The organism is Streptomyces sp. TP-A0874, from assembly GCF_001748085.1.
Classification (GTDB): Bacteria; Actinomycetota; Actinomycetes; order Streptomycetales; family Streptomycetaceae; genus Streptomyces.
Genome location: NZ_BBZK01000006.1, coordinates 385,223 through 399,220, shown reverse-complemented (window position 1 = coordinate 399,220; position 13,998 = coordinate 385,223). Strand labels below are relative to the sequence as shown.

Annotated in this window: 11 protein-coding genes, 1 rRNA gene and 1 pseudogene; 11 read left to right on the top strand and 2 right to left on the bottom strand. The window is 72.4% G+C overall.

Annotated elements, in window-relative coordinates; translation table 11 throughout:
* Positions 1-111: 111 nt before the first annotated feature.
* The 3 genes and pseudogenes from rrf to BGP73_RS23930 form a co-directional block, all read left to right on the top strand.
* Positions 112-228 (top strand): 5S ribosomal RNA (gene rrf, locus BGP73_RS12225).
* Positions 229-528: 300 nt separating this feature from the next.
* Entirely contained in the window at positions 529-1,320 is a 792-nt protein-coding gene (locus BGP73_RS22640; RefSeq protein ID WP_107474027.1) for a hypothetical protein, read from the top strand.
* A 65-nt stretch (positions 1,321-1,385) separates the two neighbouring features.
* Positions 1,386-2,007 (top strand): annotated as a pseudogene (locus BGP73_RS23930) (hypothetical protein); the annotation flags it as partial.
* Between the two features lie 431 nt (positions 2,008-2,438).
* On the opposite strand, the gene BGP73_RS12215 reads toward BGP73_RS23930, so the two are convergent.
* The gene (locus BGP73_RS12215; RefSeq protein ID WP_069814306.1) at positions 2,439-3,728 is read right to left on the bottom strand and encodes a DUF1015 family protein; all 1,290 of its coding nucleotides are present in this window, start codon (positions 3,726-3,728) and stop codon (positions 2,439-2,441) included.
* Between the two features lie 73 nt (positions 3,729-3,801).
* Here BGP73_RS12215 and BGP73_RS12210 point away from each other — a divergent pair, with 73 nt between their 5' ends.
* The 6 genes from BGP73_RS12210 (at position 3,802) to recN (ending at position 10,287) form a co-directional block, all read left to right on the top strand.
* Positions 3,802-4,866 (top strand): HAD-IIA family hydrolase, encoded by a 1,065-nt coding sequence (locus BGP73_RS12210; protein WP_069814305.1) that lies wholly within the window; start codon positions 3,802-3,804, stop codon positions 4,864-4,866.
* Between the two features lie 544 nt (positions 4,867-5,410).
* Positions 5,411-6,247: an ABC transporter ATP-binding protein gene (locus BGP73_RS12205; RefSeq protein WP_069814304.1), complete on the top strand. Its 837-nt coding sequence runs from the start codon at positions 5,411-5,413 to the stop codon at positions 6,245-6,247.
* A gap of 88 nt (positions 6,248-6,335) precedes the next feature.
* Positions 6,336-6,710: a hypothetical protein gene (locus BGP73_RS12200; protein WP_069814303.1), complete on the top strand. Its 375-nt coding sequence runs from the start codon at positions 6,336-6,338 to the stop codon at positions 6,708-6,710.
* Complete coding sequence (locus BGP73_RS12195) at positions 6,707-7,522, top strand: TlyA family RNA methyltransferase (protein ID WP_069814302.1); 816 nt, start codon at positions 6,707-6,709, stop codon at positions 7,520-7,522. Before BGP73_RS12200 ends, BGP73_RS12195 begins: the two co-directional genes overlap by 4 nt.
* A complete protein-coding gene (locus BGP73_RS12190) occupies positions 7,519-8,424 on the top strand; it encodes an NAD kinase (RefSeq protein WP_069814301.1) in 906 nt (301 codons plus the stop codon). Before BGP73_RS12195 ends, BGP73_RS12190 begins: the two co-directional genes overlap by 4 nt.
* A 144-nt stretch (positions 8,425-8,568) precedes the next feature.
* Positions 8,569-10,287 (top strand): DNA repair protein RecN, encoded by a 1,719-nt coding sequence (gene recN / locus BGP73_RS12185; RefSeq protein ID WP_069814358.1) that lies wholly within the window; start codon positions 8,569-8,571, stop codon positions 10,285-10,287.
* Between the two features lie 206 nt (positions 10,288-10,493).
* On the opposite strand, the gene BGP73_RS12180 is transcribed toward recN, so the two are convergent.
* Positions 10,494-11,537, bottom strand: a complete 1,044-nt coding sequence (locus tag BGP73_RS12180; RefSeq protein ID WP_069814300.1) for a LacI family DNA-binding transcriptional regulator — start codon at positions 11,535-11,537, stop codon at positions 10,494-10,496.
* Between the two features lie 168 nt (positions 11,538-11,705).
* Between BGP73_RS12180 and BGP73_RS12175 the strand changes: the two genes are divergently transcribed.
* Together BGP73_RS12175 and BGP73_RS12170 are read left to right on the top strand one after the other, a co-directional pair.
* Positions 11,706-12,641: a glycoside hydrolase family 16 protein gene (locus tag BGP73_RS12175; protein ID WP_069814299.1), complete on the top strand. Its 936-nt coding sequence runs from the start codon at positions 11,706-11,708 to the stop codon at positions 12,639-12,641.
* Positions 12,638-13,816, top strand: a complete 1,179-nt coding sequence (locus tag BGP73_RS12170) for a beta-1,3-glucanase family protein (protein WP_069814298.1) — start codon at positions 12,638-12,640, stop codon at positions 13,814-13,816. The genes BGP73_RS12175 and BGP73_RS12170 overlap by 4 nt, the downstream gene beginning before the upstream one ends.
* The last annotated feature ends 182 nt before the right edge of the window (positions 13,817-13,998 follow it).

The window sequence follows — 13,998 nt, the reverse complement described above, 5'->3', positions numbered from 1 at the left end:
TAGTTCTCAGACTGCAAACAACTGGTCTGGCGAACTTTCTACTTAACTGAAGAGTGTGCTTGTTCGCCTGGCACCGCCGACCTCCGTGTGACGGAGAAGGCTCAATGGTGTTTCGGTGGTTATAGCGTTAGGGGAACGCCCGGTTACATTCCGAACCCGGAAGCTAAGCCTTTCAGCGCCGATGGTACTGCAGGGGGGACCCTGTGGGAGAGTAGGACGCCGCCGAACAATTTTTGAAGGACCCCTGGTCCCCAGCGTTCATGCTGGGGACCAGGGGTCCTTTTGTTTTTCCCGAAGCGCGTGGGTCGGGTACCTGCGTGAGAATGAAGACGAACTGCGCTAGCCGCAGACGGAGGAGTCACTCGATGTCTACGAACTCGCCGGAAGATCGACCTGACCGGTCAGAGCGTCAACCGAGGCGCCAGGACGGTGGTGACCGACGGGGATACGGGGGCTCTTCGGCGCGGAGGGACCGAGGAACCGAGCACACTCAGCGGAGCGGAAACGACGGCCGGCGCGGGTTCCGGCGTGACGACCGCGACCGCGACCGTGATCGCGGGTTCCGGCGTGAGGATCGGGATCGCGATCGCGGGTTCCGGCGTGACGACCGCGATGGCGGTCGGAGCTTCCGCCGCGACGACCGTCCTGACCGGCGGTATGAGCCCCGGGGAGAGCGGCGTGACGATCGGTCGCATGGTGGTCGGGATGGCGGGTTCCGGCGTGAGGATCGGGATCGCGACCGTGGGTTCCGCCGTGACGACCGCGAGGGAGACCGTGGGTTCCGCCGCGATGACCGCGGCGAACGCAGGTGGGACAAGCGAGAAGGAGGAGGCGGTCGTCCCCAGGACACCCGGCGGGAAGGGGAGCGTCCCGGATACCGGCGTGACGACCGCCCTGACCGGCGACCTTCTGAGCGCCGTGAATGGCGTGATGACCGCCGTGGGGGGCGCGGTCCGGAGGGCGCCGGTGAGCGTGGCGGGTTCCGCCGCGACGACCGTCCTGAGCGGCGTTATGAACCCCGGGGCGACCGCCGCGATGACCGCCGCGACGAGCGGCGCGACGGCTACAGGGACGACCGCCGGCCGGATGGCAGGCCCGGCGGCCGGGAGGGCACGCGCGGTGAGTTCCGCCGTGATGACCGTCGTGACGGCCGGCGAGGCGAATTCCCCCGGGGACGCGGGCGGTCCGACGACCGCGGCTACCGGAGGGACCGCGACGACCGTGGGCCGCGCCGGCCGTACGGCCAGGGCCGTGGTCGTGACGACCGGTCCGGTGGCGGCGGCTACGGGGGGCGTGGTGAACGCGACCGTGAGCCGCTGAAACGCCTTCCGATCCCGGAGGACGTGACGGGGGAGGAGATCGACCGCGACGTACGGCAGGAGTTGATGAGCCTGCCGAAGACCCTGGCCGAGGACGTCGCGAAGAACCTGGTCATGGTCGCCAAGCTTCTCGACGAGGACCCCGAGCGGGCGTACGCCTACTCCAAGGTCGCCCTGCGTCTGGCCTCCAGGGTCGGTGCGGTCCGTGAGGCGGCGGGTTTCGCCGCCTACGGGATCGGCAAGTACGCCGAGGCGCTGGCTGAGTTCCGGGCGGCCCGGCGGATGTCGGGTAGCGCTGAACTGTGGCCGCTGATGGCTGACTGCGAGCGGGGGCTCGGCCGCCCGGAGCGGGCCCTGGCGATGGCCGGTGAGCCTGATGTCAAGCGCCTCGACAAAGCCGGGCAGGTGGAGATGAGACTGGTCGCCGCCGGCGCCCGGAGGGACATGGGGCAGGCCGAGGCCGCGGTGGTGACCTTGCAGGGCCCCGAGTTGGCCTCGCACTCCGCTCAGCCCTGGACCGCGCGGCTGCGCTACGCCTACGCGGACGCGCTTCTCGCGGTGGGCCGCGAGGAGGAGGCTCGCGAGTGGTTCGCCAAGGCGTTGGAAGCGGACCAGGGCGGCGTCACCGACGCCTCGGACCGGCTCGCTGAGCTGGACGGGGTGCAGTTCACCGATGCTCTGGCCCCGGACGCCGAGGAGGCTGCTGACGGGGCCGCCGTGGCCCGGGAGGCGGACCGGAGCGGGGACAAGGACGAGGAGAGCGCGGCCGAGAAGGCGGTGGAGCCGAACGCGGACGTCCAAACGGACGCGGAGACCGGTGCGGGTCCCGAGACCGAGCCGCTTCCGGAGGCGGAGGAGGGCGCCGACCGGATGGGGGAGGAGGGCGCCGACCGGGTGGGGGAGGAGGAGCCGGTGCAGCCCGAACCTGCCGACGGCTCTGGTGCCGCGGAGGCCGACGCCCGTGGCTCCAGGGAGGCCGGTGGCGCAGGCTCCACCGAGGACGGCGGCACAACGCCCCCCTCGCGGGGCTGAACCCTTCGGGCTCCTCGGCGGTGTGCGGTGGTTGGCGGGTGCGGCGAAGGCAGAGCCCGCCGCCCCGCGCACCGGCCGGAGGGCGGTCTACTCCAGGCGGAGGCTTCGGAGCACCAGACCGGTGGCGGGTTTCGGCCCGAAGGAGGTCGACTTCCGCGGCATGGTCACGCCTTGTTGGGCGAGCTCTCGGACGACCTCCTCGCGTACCGGATGCATCAGGACGGCTGTGCCGCCGTGGAGTCGCGCCTGTTCGACCGCGGCCGCCGCATCGTGGATGTAGCCGATGTGCTCCGGGCTGTCCGGGATGTGCCAGAGGTGCTCCAGGAGGACGCTGTGCAGCACCGTGGCGTCCAGGGTGCGCCAGGCCTCCGGGCGCTCCTCCGGGACGACGCGCTTGATGAGCGTCTGGTCCGGCTGGTCCAGGAGGTGGAAGGCGCCGTCCGCCCCGGCCAGTACGAAGGCGTTGCCGGACTGCTCCCGGGAGGCGAGGGCCAGGGCTTCCAGGGCCCGATCCAGGTCGCCGTCGAGGCGGCGGGTGCGGAAAGCCCCGCCCAGCGCGCTCAGTGCCGTGTCGGTGGGGAGCCCGCGCAGCAGCCGGTGGATGGCCTTCACCTGCAGGGGATAGCGAGCGCTGTCCACCAGCAGCACCAGACCGTAGCCCCAGGGGACCGAGTCGGCCGGGTGCTCCTCCCACAGCCGGAGGTAGGTCGCCCAGCGGTGGTGGCCGTCGGCGATCAGCGCCTGGCGGCCGGCGAGGTCGTCTTCGACCTCGGCCAGTTCGGCGGGGTCGGAGACGGACCAGAGCCGGTGGCGGAAACCGTCTTCGGTGACCGTCGACAGCAGCGGGATGCGCTGGACTGCGCGTTCGACCACCGCGTCGGCGCCCTGTCCGCTCTCGCCCCCGCGGTAGGAGAGCAGCAGCGGCTCCAGGTTGGCGGCCGTCTCCCGCATCAGGGCGGCACGATCGGCGACGACCTCCGCCATGACGTCCTCGTGGGGCAGCACCACACCCGCCTCGGCCGGGCTCAGGCGGAGTGCGCCGATCAGGCCGCGCTGCAGCACGTCCTCCGAGCGCTGCTCGTACACGTACAGCGCCGGCCGGGGGTCCGTCGCGAGCACGCCCTCGTCGAGCCACCGGCGGAGGGTGTCCGCCGCCCGCCGGTTCCGGTCCGCCGCGGAGTCCGCCTGGGGGAGGATCAGCCGGACGATGTTGTGGGGGTCCGCTGTCTCCAGGTGGCGGAGACCGTCGGGGCGGACCACCACGTCGTACGGGGGCGAGGTCACGGCCGAGAGACTTCCCACGCGTTCCGGGACATAGCGCACTCCGTGGAACGGTTTCAGTCGCAGACCGTCGTCGGCTGGCCCAGATCTGGTCATCCCCGCATGCTATGCCGCTGGGGCGGATGCGGAATGATCGGGGGCGAAGGCGATCGAGAGGCGGCGAGGGAGCATGGAAGAGCAGCAGCCCGATGCTTCGGCCCCGAAGCGGAGAGTGCGAACCGAGAGCAGTGCCCGTCCGCTGAGCGAGGTGTACGACGTGGCCCTGCTCGATCTGGACGGTGTGGTGTACGCCGGAGGGGAGGCCATCGACCACGCGGTGGCATCGCTGGAGACGGCGCGGTCCGCGGGCATGCACCTGGCCTACGTCACCAACAACGCCGCTCGGACACCGGAGCGGGTCGCCGAGCACCTCACCGAACTGGGTGTGCCGGCGGACCCGGCCGAAGTGATCACCTCGGCGCAGGCCGTCGCCCGACTCATCTCCGAACGGCTGCCCACGGGATCGAAGGTGCTCACCGTGGGAGGGGAGGGGCTGCGCTCGGCGCTGCGCGAGCGGGGTCTGGAACCGGTGGCGGGTCTGGACGACGGTCCCGCGGCCGTGGTTCAGGGCTTCCACCCCGAGGTGGACTGGGAGCGGCTGGCGGAGGCTTCCTACGCGGTGGCCGAGGGGCTGCCCTGGTTCGCGTCCAACACCGACCTGACGATTCCGACCGGCCGCGGTACCGCCCCCGGCAACGGGGCGCTGGTGGAGGCGGTGCACATCGCCACCGGCCGACGCCCCGTGGTCGCGGGCAAGCCGCTGCCGCCGATGCACCGCGAAACCGTCCTGCGGACCGGTGCGGAGCGACCGCTGGTCGTGGGCGACCGGCTCGACACCGACATCGAGGGCGCGTACACCGGCGGGGTCGACTCGCTGCTGGTGCTGACCGGGGTGACCGCCCCGGCGCAGCTGCTCGCCGCCGCCCCACGGCACCGTCCCACCTATGTCGCGGCGGACCTGCGGGGGTTGCTCGCGTCGCAGCCGGAGGTGGCGGCCGAGCGGCCGACCGGAACGGGCGGCTTCCGCTGCGGTGGCTGGCACGCTCGGGTCGAGGAGGGAGCGCTGGTGTTGGCGGGGGACGGCGACGATCCGGCCGACGGGTTGCGGGCACTGTGCGCCGCGGCCTGGGAGGAGGCCGGGGACGGGGGATCCCGGCTTGATCCGACGAGGGCGCTCGACCGGCTGGGGTGGTGAACCGCCCCGGGTGGTCCCGTCCGGACGCCGCCGCAGGGGGTGAGTGGCCACCGAGGCCGGGAATGGCGCCGGCCGGGGAGCGGGCGCTCAGTGCGTCCGGAGCAGGCGTTGCTGACGGGCCCCTCGGAGCGCCGGCGCCGCACTGCGGGGCCAGCGATACCTGGCCGAGCGGGAGTTAGGTTAACCTAACCAGCGATGTCGGTCAGTCTACGAGTCGGGAACCGGGCGTGAGTGCGGGCGGTGCCGCCACGACCCGTGCGTCGGCGACGCCTCGGCCACCAGGGCGCGCCGCAGCCGTGTGCCCGGAAGGGCTGTCCGCCGCCCGTGCCGGGGCGGCGAGGCAGGACCCGGGCTCCGTCCGGCTGCTGGCCACCGGATGCGGGGCCGGGCGGAGAGGAGACGACGCACCGACACCACTCGACCGCCCGGGGGCCGCTCCGCCCCCGTGCCGCCCGGAACCGCGGCGACACCCGGTCGTACGGGCCCGCCCCGCGCACCGTCCGAGAACAGCACCGGAACCGAAACGACCGTCAGGAGAGACCCCGTGCCGCACTCCAACGGGAGCCGGCTGTCGGCCGACTCCGTCACCCTCGGCTACGACCACCGGACCATCACCGAGGGGCTGTCCGTGGCGATCCCGGACAACTCCTTCACCGTCATCGTCGGCCCCAACGCCTGCGGGAAGTCAACGCTGCTCCGCGCCCTGTCCCGGATGCTCAAGCCCAGTGCGGGCTCGGTGCTGCTCGACGGCCAGCTGATCGGCTCGCTGCCGGCCAAGAAGGTGGCCCGCACCCTCGGGCTGCTTCCGCAGTCCTCGATCGCACCTGACGGGATCCTGGTGGCCGATCTCGTGGCCCGCGGTCGCTATCCGCACCAGGGCCTGCTCCGGCAGTGGTCCCAGGAGGACGAGCGGGTGGTCCAGGAGTCGATGGCCGCCACCGGGGTGAGCGAACTCGCCGAGCGCTACGTCGACGAACTCTCCGGCGGCCAGCGCCAACGGGTGTGGATCGCCATGGCCATCGCCCAGCAGACCCAGCTGCTGCTGCTCGACGAGCCGACCACCTACCTGGACATCCAGCACCAGATCGATGTGCTCGACCTGTGCGCCCAGCTCCACGAGGAGCAGGGGCGGACGCTCGTCGCCGTACTCCACGACCTCAACCACGCGGCCCGCTACGCCACCCACCTGATCGCCATGCGCCAGGGGGAGATCCTGGCGGAGGGGCCGCCCGGGGAGATCGTCACCGCCGAGTTGGTGGAACGCCTCTTCGGCCTGCGCTGCCAGGTCATCGAGGACCCGGAGACCGGCACCCCGCTGGTGGTCCCGGCGGCCCGACGGTCCCGTACGGCGCTCGCGGGAGCGCTGTCCGCGGCGGACTGAGCGTGGACCGGCGCCCGCCCCCGGCGGTGCCGAACGGCACCACCGCTCCGCGCCTCCTGAGGCCGCTGTTCAGGGTAGCGTCGGTGCCATGAACGAGCCGACGCCCGGCGAGCAGCCGGCGAAGGAGAGCGACCCGGGGGGCCGCCAACCGGCGGCCCACCCGGAGTCGGCAGTGCGCACAGCCGACCGGAGCGCCGGGGAAACGCCCGCCACGGAGGTCGGGTCGGGACCGGGCCCGCACCGGACCCCGACGGGAAACCCCGAGGTGGACGCCGGATTGGAGCGGCTGGCCGACGCGGAGCCGCTCACCGTCGAGGGCCACCTCGAGGTGTACGAGGACGTCCACGGCCGACTGCGCGAGACACTCGCCGCCCTCGACTCCCACCCCGGTCCACCCGCGCCCCCGACCCCCGCCGACCAGGACCGGCTGCGACCACAGGAGCTGAACCGCAGGTGGCAGTGACCCGACCCCGGCTCAACCGACTCGACTCCGAACTGGTCCGCCGGGAACTCGCCCGCTCGCGGGAGCACGCCCGCCGGCTCATCGTTGAGGGCCGGGTGACGGTTTCGGGCATGGTCGCCACCAAGCCCGCCACCCAGGTCGAGCGGGCCGCCCCGGTGCTCGTCGCCGAGGACCGGGGCGACCCGGACTACGTCTCCAGGGGCGGCCACAAACTCACCGGAGCGCTGGACGCCTTCCTCCCGCGCGGCCTGACCGTGCGGGGGCGCAGGGCACTGGACGCCGGAGCCTCCACCGGGGGATTCACCGACGTGCTGCTGCGGGCCGGCGTCGGACACGTCATCGCGGTGGACGTCGGCTACGGCCAACTGGCCTGGACGCTGCAGAGCGACGAGCGGGTGACGGTGCGGGACCGCACCAACGTCCGGGAGCTCCGATTGGACCTCATCGGCGGGGAGCCGGTCGACCTGGTGGTCGGTGATCTGTCCTTCATCCCGCTGGGCCTCGTACTGCCGGCACTGGTGCGGTGCGCCGCCCCCGACGCGGACCTCGTGCTGATGGTCAAGCCACAGTTCGAGGTCGGCAGGGAGCGGCTGGGCAGCGGGGGCGTGGTGCGCAGTCCCGAACTGCGTGCCGAGGCCGTCCGGACCGTCGCCGCCCAGGCCGCCGAACTCGGTCTCGGAGTGCTCGGGGTCACCGCGAGTCCGCTGCCGGGACCCTCCGGGAACGTGGAGTACTTTCTCTGGCTGCGGGCCGGCGCGCCCGCGCTCGATCCAGCAGACGTTGACCGCGCAGTGGCGGAGGGGCCGCGTTGACCACGACCACACCAGCACGCACCGTTTTCCTGCTCGCCCACACCGGCCGGCCGGCCGCGGTACGCAGTGCGGAACTCGTCGTGCAGGGACTGCTCCGCTCCGGCCTGGGGGTGCGGGTGCTCGCGAACGAGGCCGCCGACCTGCCGCTGCCCTCGGTGGTGGAGCTGGTCGAACCCTCGCAGGACGTCCTCGACGGCTGCGAGCTGCTGGTGGTGCTCGGCGGCGACGGAACGCTGCTCCGCGGAGCGGAGTTCGCCCGCGCCTCCGGGGTGCCGATGCTCGGGGTCAACCTGGGGCGGGTGGGCTTCCTGGCGGAGGCCGAACGCGATGATCTGGACCAGGTGGTCGACCGGGTCGTCTGCCGCGACTACCAGGTCGAGGAGCGTATGACGCTGGACGTGGTGGTGCACAACGACGGCGGAGTCGTCTGGCGGGACTGGGCGCTGAACGAGGCCTCGGTGGAGAAGGCGGCGCGGGAGCGGATGCTCGAAGTGGTCACGGAGGTCGACGGCCGACCGGTCTCCCGCTTCGGCGGCGACGGCGTGGTCTGCGCCACCCCCACCGGCTCCACCGCCTACGCGTTCTCGGCCGGCGGCCCGGTGGTCTGGCCCGAGGTGGAGGCGCTGTTGATGGTGCCCATCAGCGCCCACGCGCTGTTCGCCAAACCGCTGGTGACCGCCCCGGACTCGGTCCTGGCGGTCGAGGTGCAGCCGCAGACGCCGCACGGGGTGTTGTGGTGCGACGGACGCCGGACGCTGGAGCTGCCGGCGGGAGCCCGGGTGGAGGTGCGGCGCGGCGCGGTGCCCGTCCGGCTGGCCCGGCTGCACCACGCCCTGTTCACCGACCGGTTGGTGGCGAAGTTCGCCCTGCCGGTGGCCGGCTGGCGCGGAGCACCGACCTGAGGCGCCGCTCGCCGGATCCCCTTCGGCCCTTACTCGGAGAACCGGACGGAACACCGCGGTGTGTTGCCCGGACAGGTGAAGCGCCGGGAGGTGCGTCGCGCCGCCGAGCCCCGACCTCGTAAGGTCGTGTCCGTGTTGGAGGAGATGCGGATACGGTCGCTGGGCGTCATCGACGACGCCGTCGTCGAACTGTCCCCCGGCTTCACCGCGGTGACCGGTGAGACGGGCGCGGGCAAGACGATGGTCGTCACCAGTCTCGGTCTGCTGCTCGGCGGGCGGGCCGACGCCGGACTGGTACGAGGCGGTGCCCGCGCGGCGGTCATCGAGGGACGGCTGCTGGTGCCCGAGGAGGCCCCGGCCGCGGTGCGGGCCGCGGAGGCCGGCGCCGAACTGGACGGTGACGCGCTGCTCATCACCCGGACCATCTCCGCCGAGGGGCGCTCCCGGGCCCATCTCGGCGGGCGCTCGGTGCCGGTGGGGCTCCTCGGCGAGCTGGCCGACGAACTGGTGGCCGTACACGGCCAGACCGACCAGCAGGGGCTGCTCCGCCCAGCCCGTCAGCGGCAGGCGCTCGACCGGTACGCCGGCGAGGCCGTCTCCGAGCAGCTCGCCGAGTACCGGACCGGCTACCGACGGCTGCGAGCCGTCGCCGCGGAACTGGCGGAGCTGACCACCCGGGCCAGAGAGCGTGCGCAGGAAGCCGATCTGCTGCGGTTCGGCCTCGACGAGATCGCCGCAGTGCAGCCCCAGCCCGGTGAGGACACCGAACTGGCAGCCGAGGCCGAACGGCTCGGTCACGCGGAGGCGTTGGCCTCCGCCGCCAGTACCGCCCACAGCGCTCTCGCCGGCAGCCCGGAGGATCTGGAGGCCCCGGACGCCGCGGCGCTGGTGGCCGGTGCGCACCGGGTCCTGAAGACGGTCCGCGCCCATGACCCGCTCCTCGCCGGGGTCGCCGACCGGGTGGGCGAGGTCGGCATCCTGCTCTCCGACATCGCCGGCGAACTCGCCGGCTACGCCGACGGCCTGGACGCCGACCCTCGACGGCTGGCGGCCGTCGAGGAGCGCCGTGCCGCGCTCGCACACCTCACCAGGAAGTACGGGGAGGACATCAGCGCCGTCCTGGACTGGGCCGAACAGGCGGCGGTCCGGCTGAGCGAGCTCGACGGCGACGACGACCGGATCGCCGAACTCGCCGCGGAGCACGAGGCACTCCGCAACCGGCTCGCGGAAGCGGCCCAGGCCCTCAGCGACCAGCGGAGCGAGGCCGCACAGCGGTTCGCCGAAGCGGTCACCGCGGAGCTGGCCGAACTCGCCATGCCGCACGCCCGGGTGAGCATCGCCCTCCGGCACACCGACGATCCCGAAGGCCTCGAGGTCAACGGTCGACGGGTCGCCTTCGGCCCGACCGGGGTGGACGAGGTCGAACTGCTGCTGGCGCCGCACCCGGGGGCCCAGCCCCGGCCGATCGGCAAGGGCGCCTCCGGCGGTGAACTCTCCCGGGTGATGCTCGCCGTCGAGGTGGTCTTCGCCGGCTCCGACCCGGTGCCCACCTATCTCTTCGACGAGGTGGACGCGGGGGTGGGCGGCAAGGCGGCGGTCGAGGTGGGCCGCCGGCTCGCCCGGCTGGCGAAGTCCGCACAGGTGGTGGTGGTCACCCACCTACCGCAGGTGGCGGCCTTCGCCGACCGCCACCTGGTGGTCCACAAGACCGACGACGGCTCGGTCACCCGCAGCGGTGTCCGGGCGATGGAAGGAGAGGACCGGATCCGTGAGCTGTCCCGGATGCTCGCCGGTCAGGAGGACTCGGAACTCGCCCGCGCACACGCCGAGGAGCTCCTCCGGACCGCCCGCGGCACCGGGTGACGGGGCGGCGGCCCTCGCGCCACCCGGCTCCGGTTCACCGGGGCCGGCCCGCACCGGCGAGTTGCCATCCGGGTGAGTGGCGTCCGCGGACCGTCCGGTCCGCTCACGGGGGGACGGGAGAGCCGGGACCGCCGGATATAGGGCCGTCCACCGGTCCACGGGGCGCTCCGCGGGCTGCGACCGGTGCGCCTCGCGGGCGCCCCGGCTCAGCTGGATCCGCGGACCACCAGACGGGCAGGGGTGACCACGGGGGCGGGCGGCTCTCCCGGCACCAGCCCGAGCCGCCGCAGCAGCAGCCGGGCCATCAGCCGCCCCATGTCCTCCACCTCCTGGTGGACGGTGGTCAGCGGCGGCTCCGACCAGTGCGCCTGCTCCATGTCGTCGTAGCCGACGACGGCCACGTCCTCCGGCACCCTCCGGCCGCGCGCCCGCAGGGTGCGCAGAGCTCCGTTGGCCATCAGGTCCGAGCCGGCGAAGACCGCGTCCAGATCCGGTCTGGCGTCCAGGAGTTCAGCCATGGCGCGTTCGCCGCCCTCAGCGGTGAAGTCGCCCTGGGCGATCAGCTCCGCGTCGGCCGGCAGGGTGCCGGCGGCCACCGCTGAGGCCAGTGCGTCGCGGTACCCCTCCAGGCGGTCGCTCGCGGAGGTCTGGTCCAGTGGTCCGGTGATCACCGCGATCCGGCGTCTGCCACTCTCCAGCAGGTGGCCGACGGCCTGGCGGGCGCCGTCCCGGTTGTCGGTGTCGACGAAGAGGAGCTCCGGGTCGTCTTCCGCACCGGGCCAGCCCGGGCGGCCGCCGAAGACGGTCGGCAGGTCGGAGGCGGCCGCCATGGCGGGCAGCGGGTCGGCGCGGTGCAGGGAGAACATCAGCGCGCCGTCGACGTGTCCCCCGGCGAGATAGCGGCCGATCCGGTCGTAGTCACGGGCCTGCTCCACGAGCACCAGCAGGAGTTGGGTGTCGTGGTCGGACAGCTCGCGGCTGATCCCGCGCAGCTGCTGCGCGAAGAAGGGGTCGGTGAAGACCCGGCGTTCCGGCTCGGCGATGATCACCGCCACCGCGCCGGTGCGTCTGGTGACCAGCGACCGCGCGGCGCTGTTCGGTACGTAGCCGAGATCGGCCACCGCGCGCTGCACTTTCTCCCGCACGCTCTCGCGGACCCCGGAGGCACCGTTGACCACGCGGGAGACGGTGGCTCGGGAGACTCCCGCGTGCGCTGCGACGGCTTCCAACGTGGGCCGGGGATCGGACACGGCCAACTCCTTTTCTTCCGCGGAGGCTTGACGCCCCCGCTTGTTGTGGGCATGGTGCTGCACACGGATTGAGAGCGCTCTCAAGACTCTCTCATTCCCCGGTTCGAACCCTTCCCACCCCCCACTGCAACTCCTCATCAACCCCCACCTTGCCGAGGAGAATATGACATGATCATGAAAAGAAAGTTGGTCGCTGTGGCTGCCGCGACGGTAGCCGTAGGCGCCTTCGCCCTGCCGCCGGCCTCCGCCGAGGACACCGGTGAGGCTGCCGTCGCCCTCCAGGAGGTCTGGCGCGACGACTTCGACGGACCGGCCGCCTCGCTGCCCTCCGCGGAGAACTGGATCATCGACACCGGCACCTCGTATCCGGGCGGTCCGGACAACTGGGGGACCGGCGAGCGCCAGACCTACACCGACAGCACCGAGAACCTGAGTCTGGACGGCGACGGGCACCTCCGCATCACCCCGCTGAAGGACGGCTCCGGCCAGTGGACCTCGGCACGGATCGAGACCACCCGGGACGACTTCCAGGCCCCGGACGGCGGTGTACTCCGCATCGAGGCGTCGATCCAGATGCCGGACGTCTCAGGCGAGGAGGCGCTCGGTTACTGGCCGGCGTTCTGGACCCTCGGGGCCGAGTACCGCGGCAACTACTGGAACTGGCCGGGCATCGGCGAGTTCGACATCATGGAGAACGTCAACGGCATCGACTCGGTCTGGGGCGTGCTGCACTGCGGCACCGCGCCCGGCGGCCCGTGCGGTGAGAACGACGGCATCGGCGACTCCCGGGCCTGCCCCGGCAGCAGCTGCCAGTCCGGCTTCCACACTTACGCGCTGGAGCTGGACCGCACCGGCGGGACCGAGTACCTCCGCTGGTACGTCGACGGGGAGGAGTTCCACTCCGTCAGCTCCGCCGACATGGACGCCCAGACCTGGGCGGACGCCGCCCACCACGGCCACTTCCTGCTGCTCAACCTCGCGATGGGCGGCGCCTTCCCGGACGGTGTCGCAGGGCAGGCCACCCCGACCGACGCCACCCGGCCCGGGGTTCCGATGGTCGTGGACCACGTCTCGGTCCAGATGAGCGGAGGTGAGGCGGCATGATCAGCCGCAGGAGGTTCTTCGGTGGCCTCGCAGCCACCGCCGCCGTCGGAACGGGGCTGACCGCCCTCTCCGGACCGGCGTTCGCCGGGGCGCGGCGAACGGGCCGGATCGCGGCCGACGGACTGCCGCTCACCGTGGTGAACCGGACCGGTAGCTACGACAACCAGTCCATCTGGCTGTACATCGTCGGCAACGACGGGACCCGACAGGTGCGGGCCACCGCGGAGGGCACCGTCGAGCCGATCTCGATCGACGACAACGGGCCGGACGGCTTCACCGACTACGGCATCCCGCTCTCCGGCGGCGGCGACACCCAGCTGGTGCTGCCGAAGATGTCCGGCCGCATCTACGTCGCCCTGGGCGAGCGGCTCCGGTTCAAGGCGGTCGCGGACGGCGACGGCAACGCCGCGCTGGCCTACCCGGCCGGCTGGGTGGAGTCCGACCCCAACTACGACATCCTGCACGACTGCGCGGAGTTCACCTACAACGACGGCGGGATGTACTGCAACACCACCATGGTGGACATGTTCAGCGTGCCGCTGAGCATCCACCTGACCGGTGCTCAGGACCAACGGGCCGGTGAACTGGTCGACGGCGCCCGGGACCGGGTCTTCTCCCAGCTCAGGCAGGTCGACGCGTTCGCACCGCTGGTGTTGGGCAACGGGCTGCGGGTCATCGCCCCCGGGCACGGCATGGACGCGGGGCTCTTCCCCGCGGACTACTTCGCCCCGGCCGTCGACGAGGTGTGGAGCAGGTACTCCTCGGAGGAGCTGAGAGTCACCACCAACGCCGGTGAGTTCACCGGCACCGTCAGTGGCGACAGCCTCTCCTTCACCGGCCCGGCCTCGGTCTCCTTCGGCAAACCGTCCACCAGGGACGTGCTGTTCTGCGACGGAGCCCTCGCCGCACCGAACGACGGCACCACCGGCCCGGTCGCCGCCATTCTCGGCGCCGGCTTCAACCGGTCGACGCTGCTCCGCAGCGCCGCCCAACCGACCACCGAACCCGGTGAGTTCTACCAGGAGGAGATCACCAACCACTACGCCAAGGCGATGCACTCGGTCAGCGCCGACGGCAAGGCGTACGGCTTCGCCTTCGACGATGTCGCGGGCTTCGCCTCCTACATCGAGGACGGCGCGCCCAACGCGATGACGCTCACACTGGGCGCCGTCTGAGAGCCGCCGGGCCCCCGGGGCGAACCAACCGCCCCGGGGGCGCCGGTCTTCCAGGAGAGCCCTCCTCGCCGGTCGCCCGTCAGCAGCGGCTCACAGCCGTGGCCGACCCGGCCCGGCGCCAACGGCGACCCGCGGCGCGGGTTGTCACCATGCGCAGAGAACGGAGGCCGAACAGCGGGGTT

What these genes read in the sequence shown, in the direction of transcription:
- BGP73_RS12210 (WP_069814305.1), top strand. Translation starts at nt 3,802, where the DNA reads ATGGAAGAGCAGCAGCCCGATGCTTCGGCCCCGAAGCGGAGAGTGCGA.
- recN (WP_069814358.1), top strand. Translation starts at nt 8,569, where the DNA reads ATGCGGATACGGTCGCTGGGCGTCATCGACGACGCCGTCGTCGAACTG.
- BGP73_RS12200 (WP_069814303.1), top strand. Translation starts at nt 6,336, where the DNA reads ATGAACGAGCCGACGCCCGGCGAGCAGCCGGCGAAGGAGAGCGACCCG.
- BGP73_RS12215 (WP_069814306.1), bottom strand. Translation starts at nt 3,728, where the DNA reads ATGACCAGATCTGGGCCAGCCGACGACGGTCTGCGACTGAAACCGTTC.
- BGP73_RS12170 (WP_069814298.1), top strand. Translation starts at nt 12,638, where the DNA reads ATGATCAGCCGCAGGAGGTTCTTCGGTGGCCTCGCAGCCACCGCCGCC.
- BGP73_RS12175 (WP_069814299.1), top strand. Translation starts at nt 11,706, where the DNA reads ATGATCATGAAAAGAAAGTTGGTCGCTGTGGCTGCCGCGACGGTAGCC.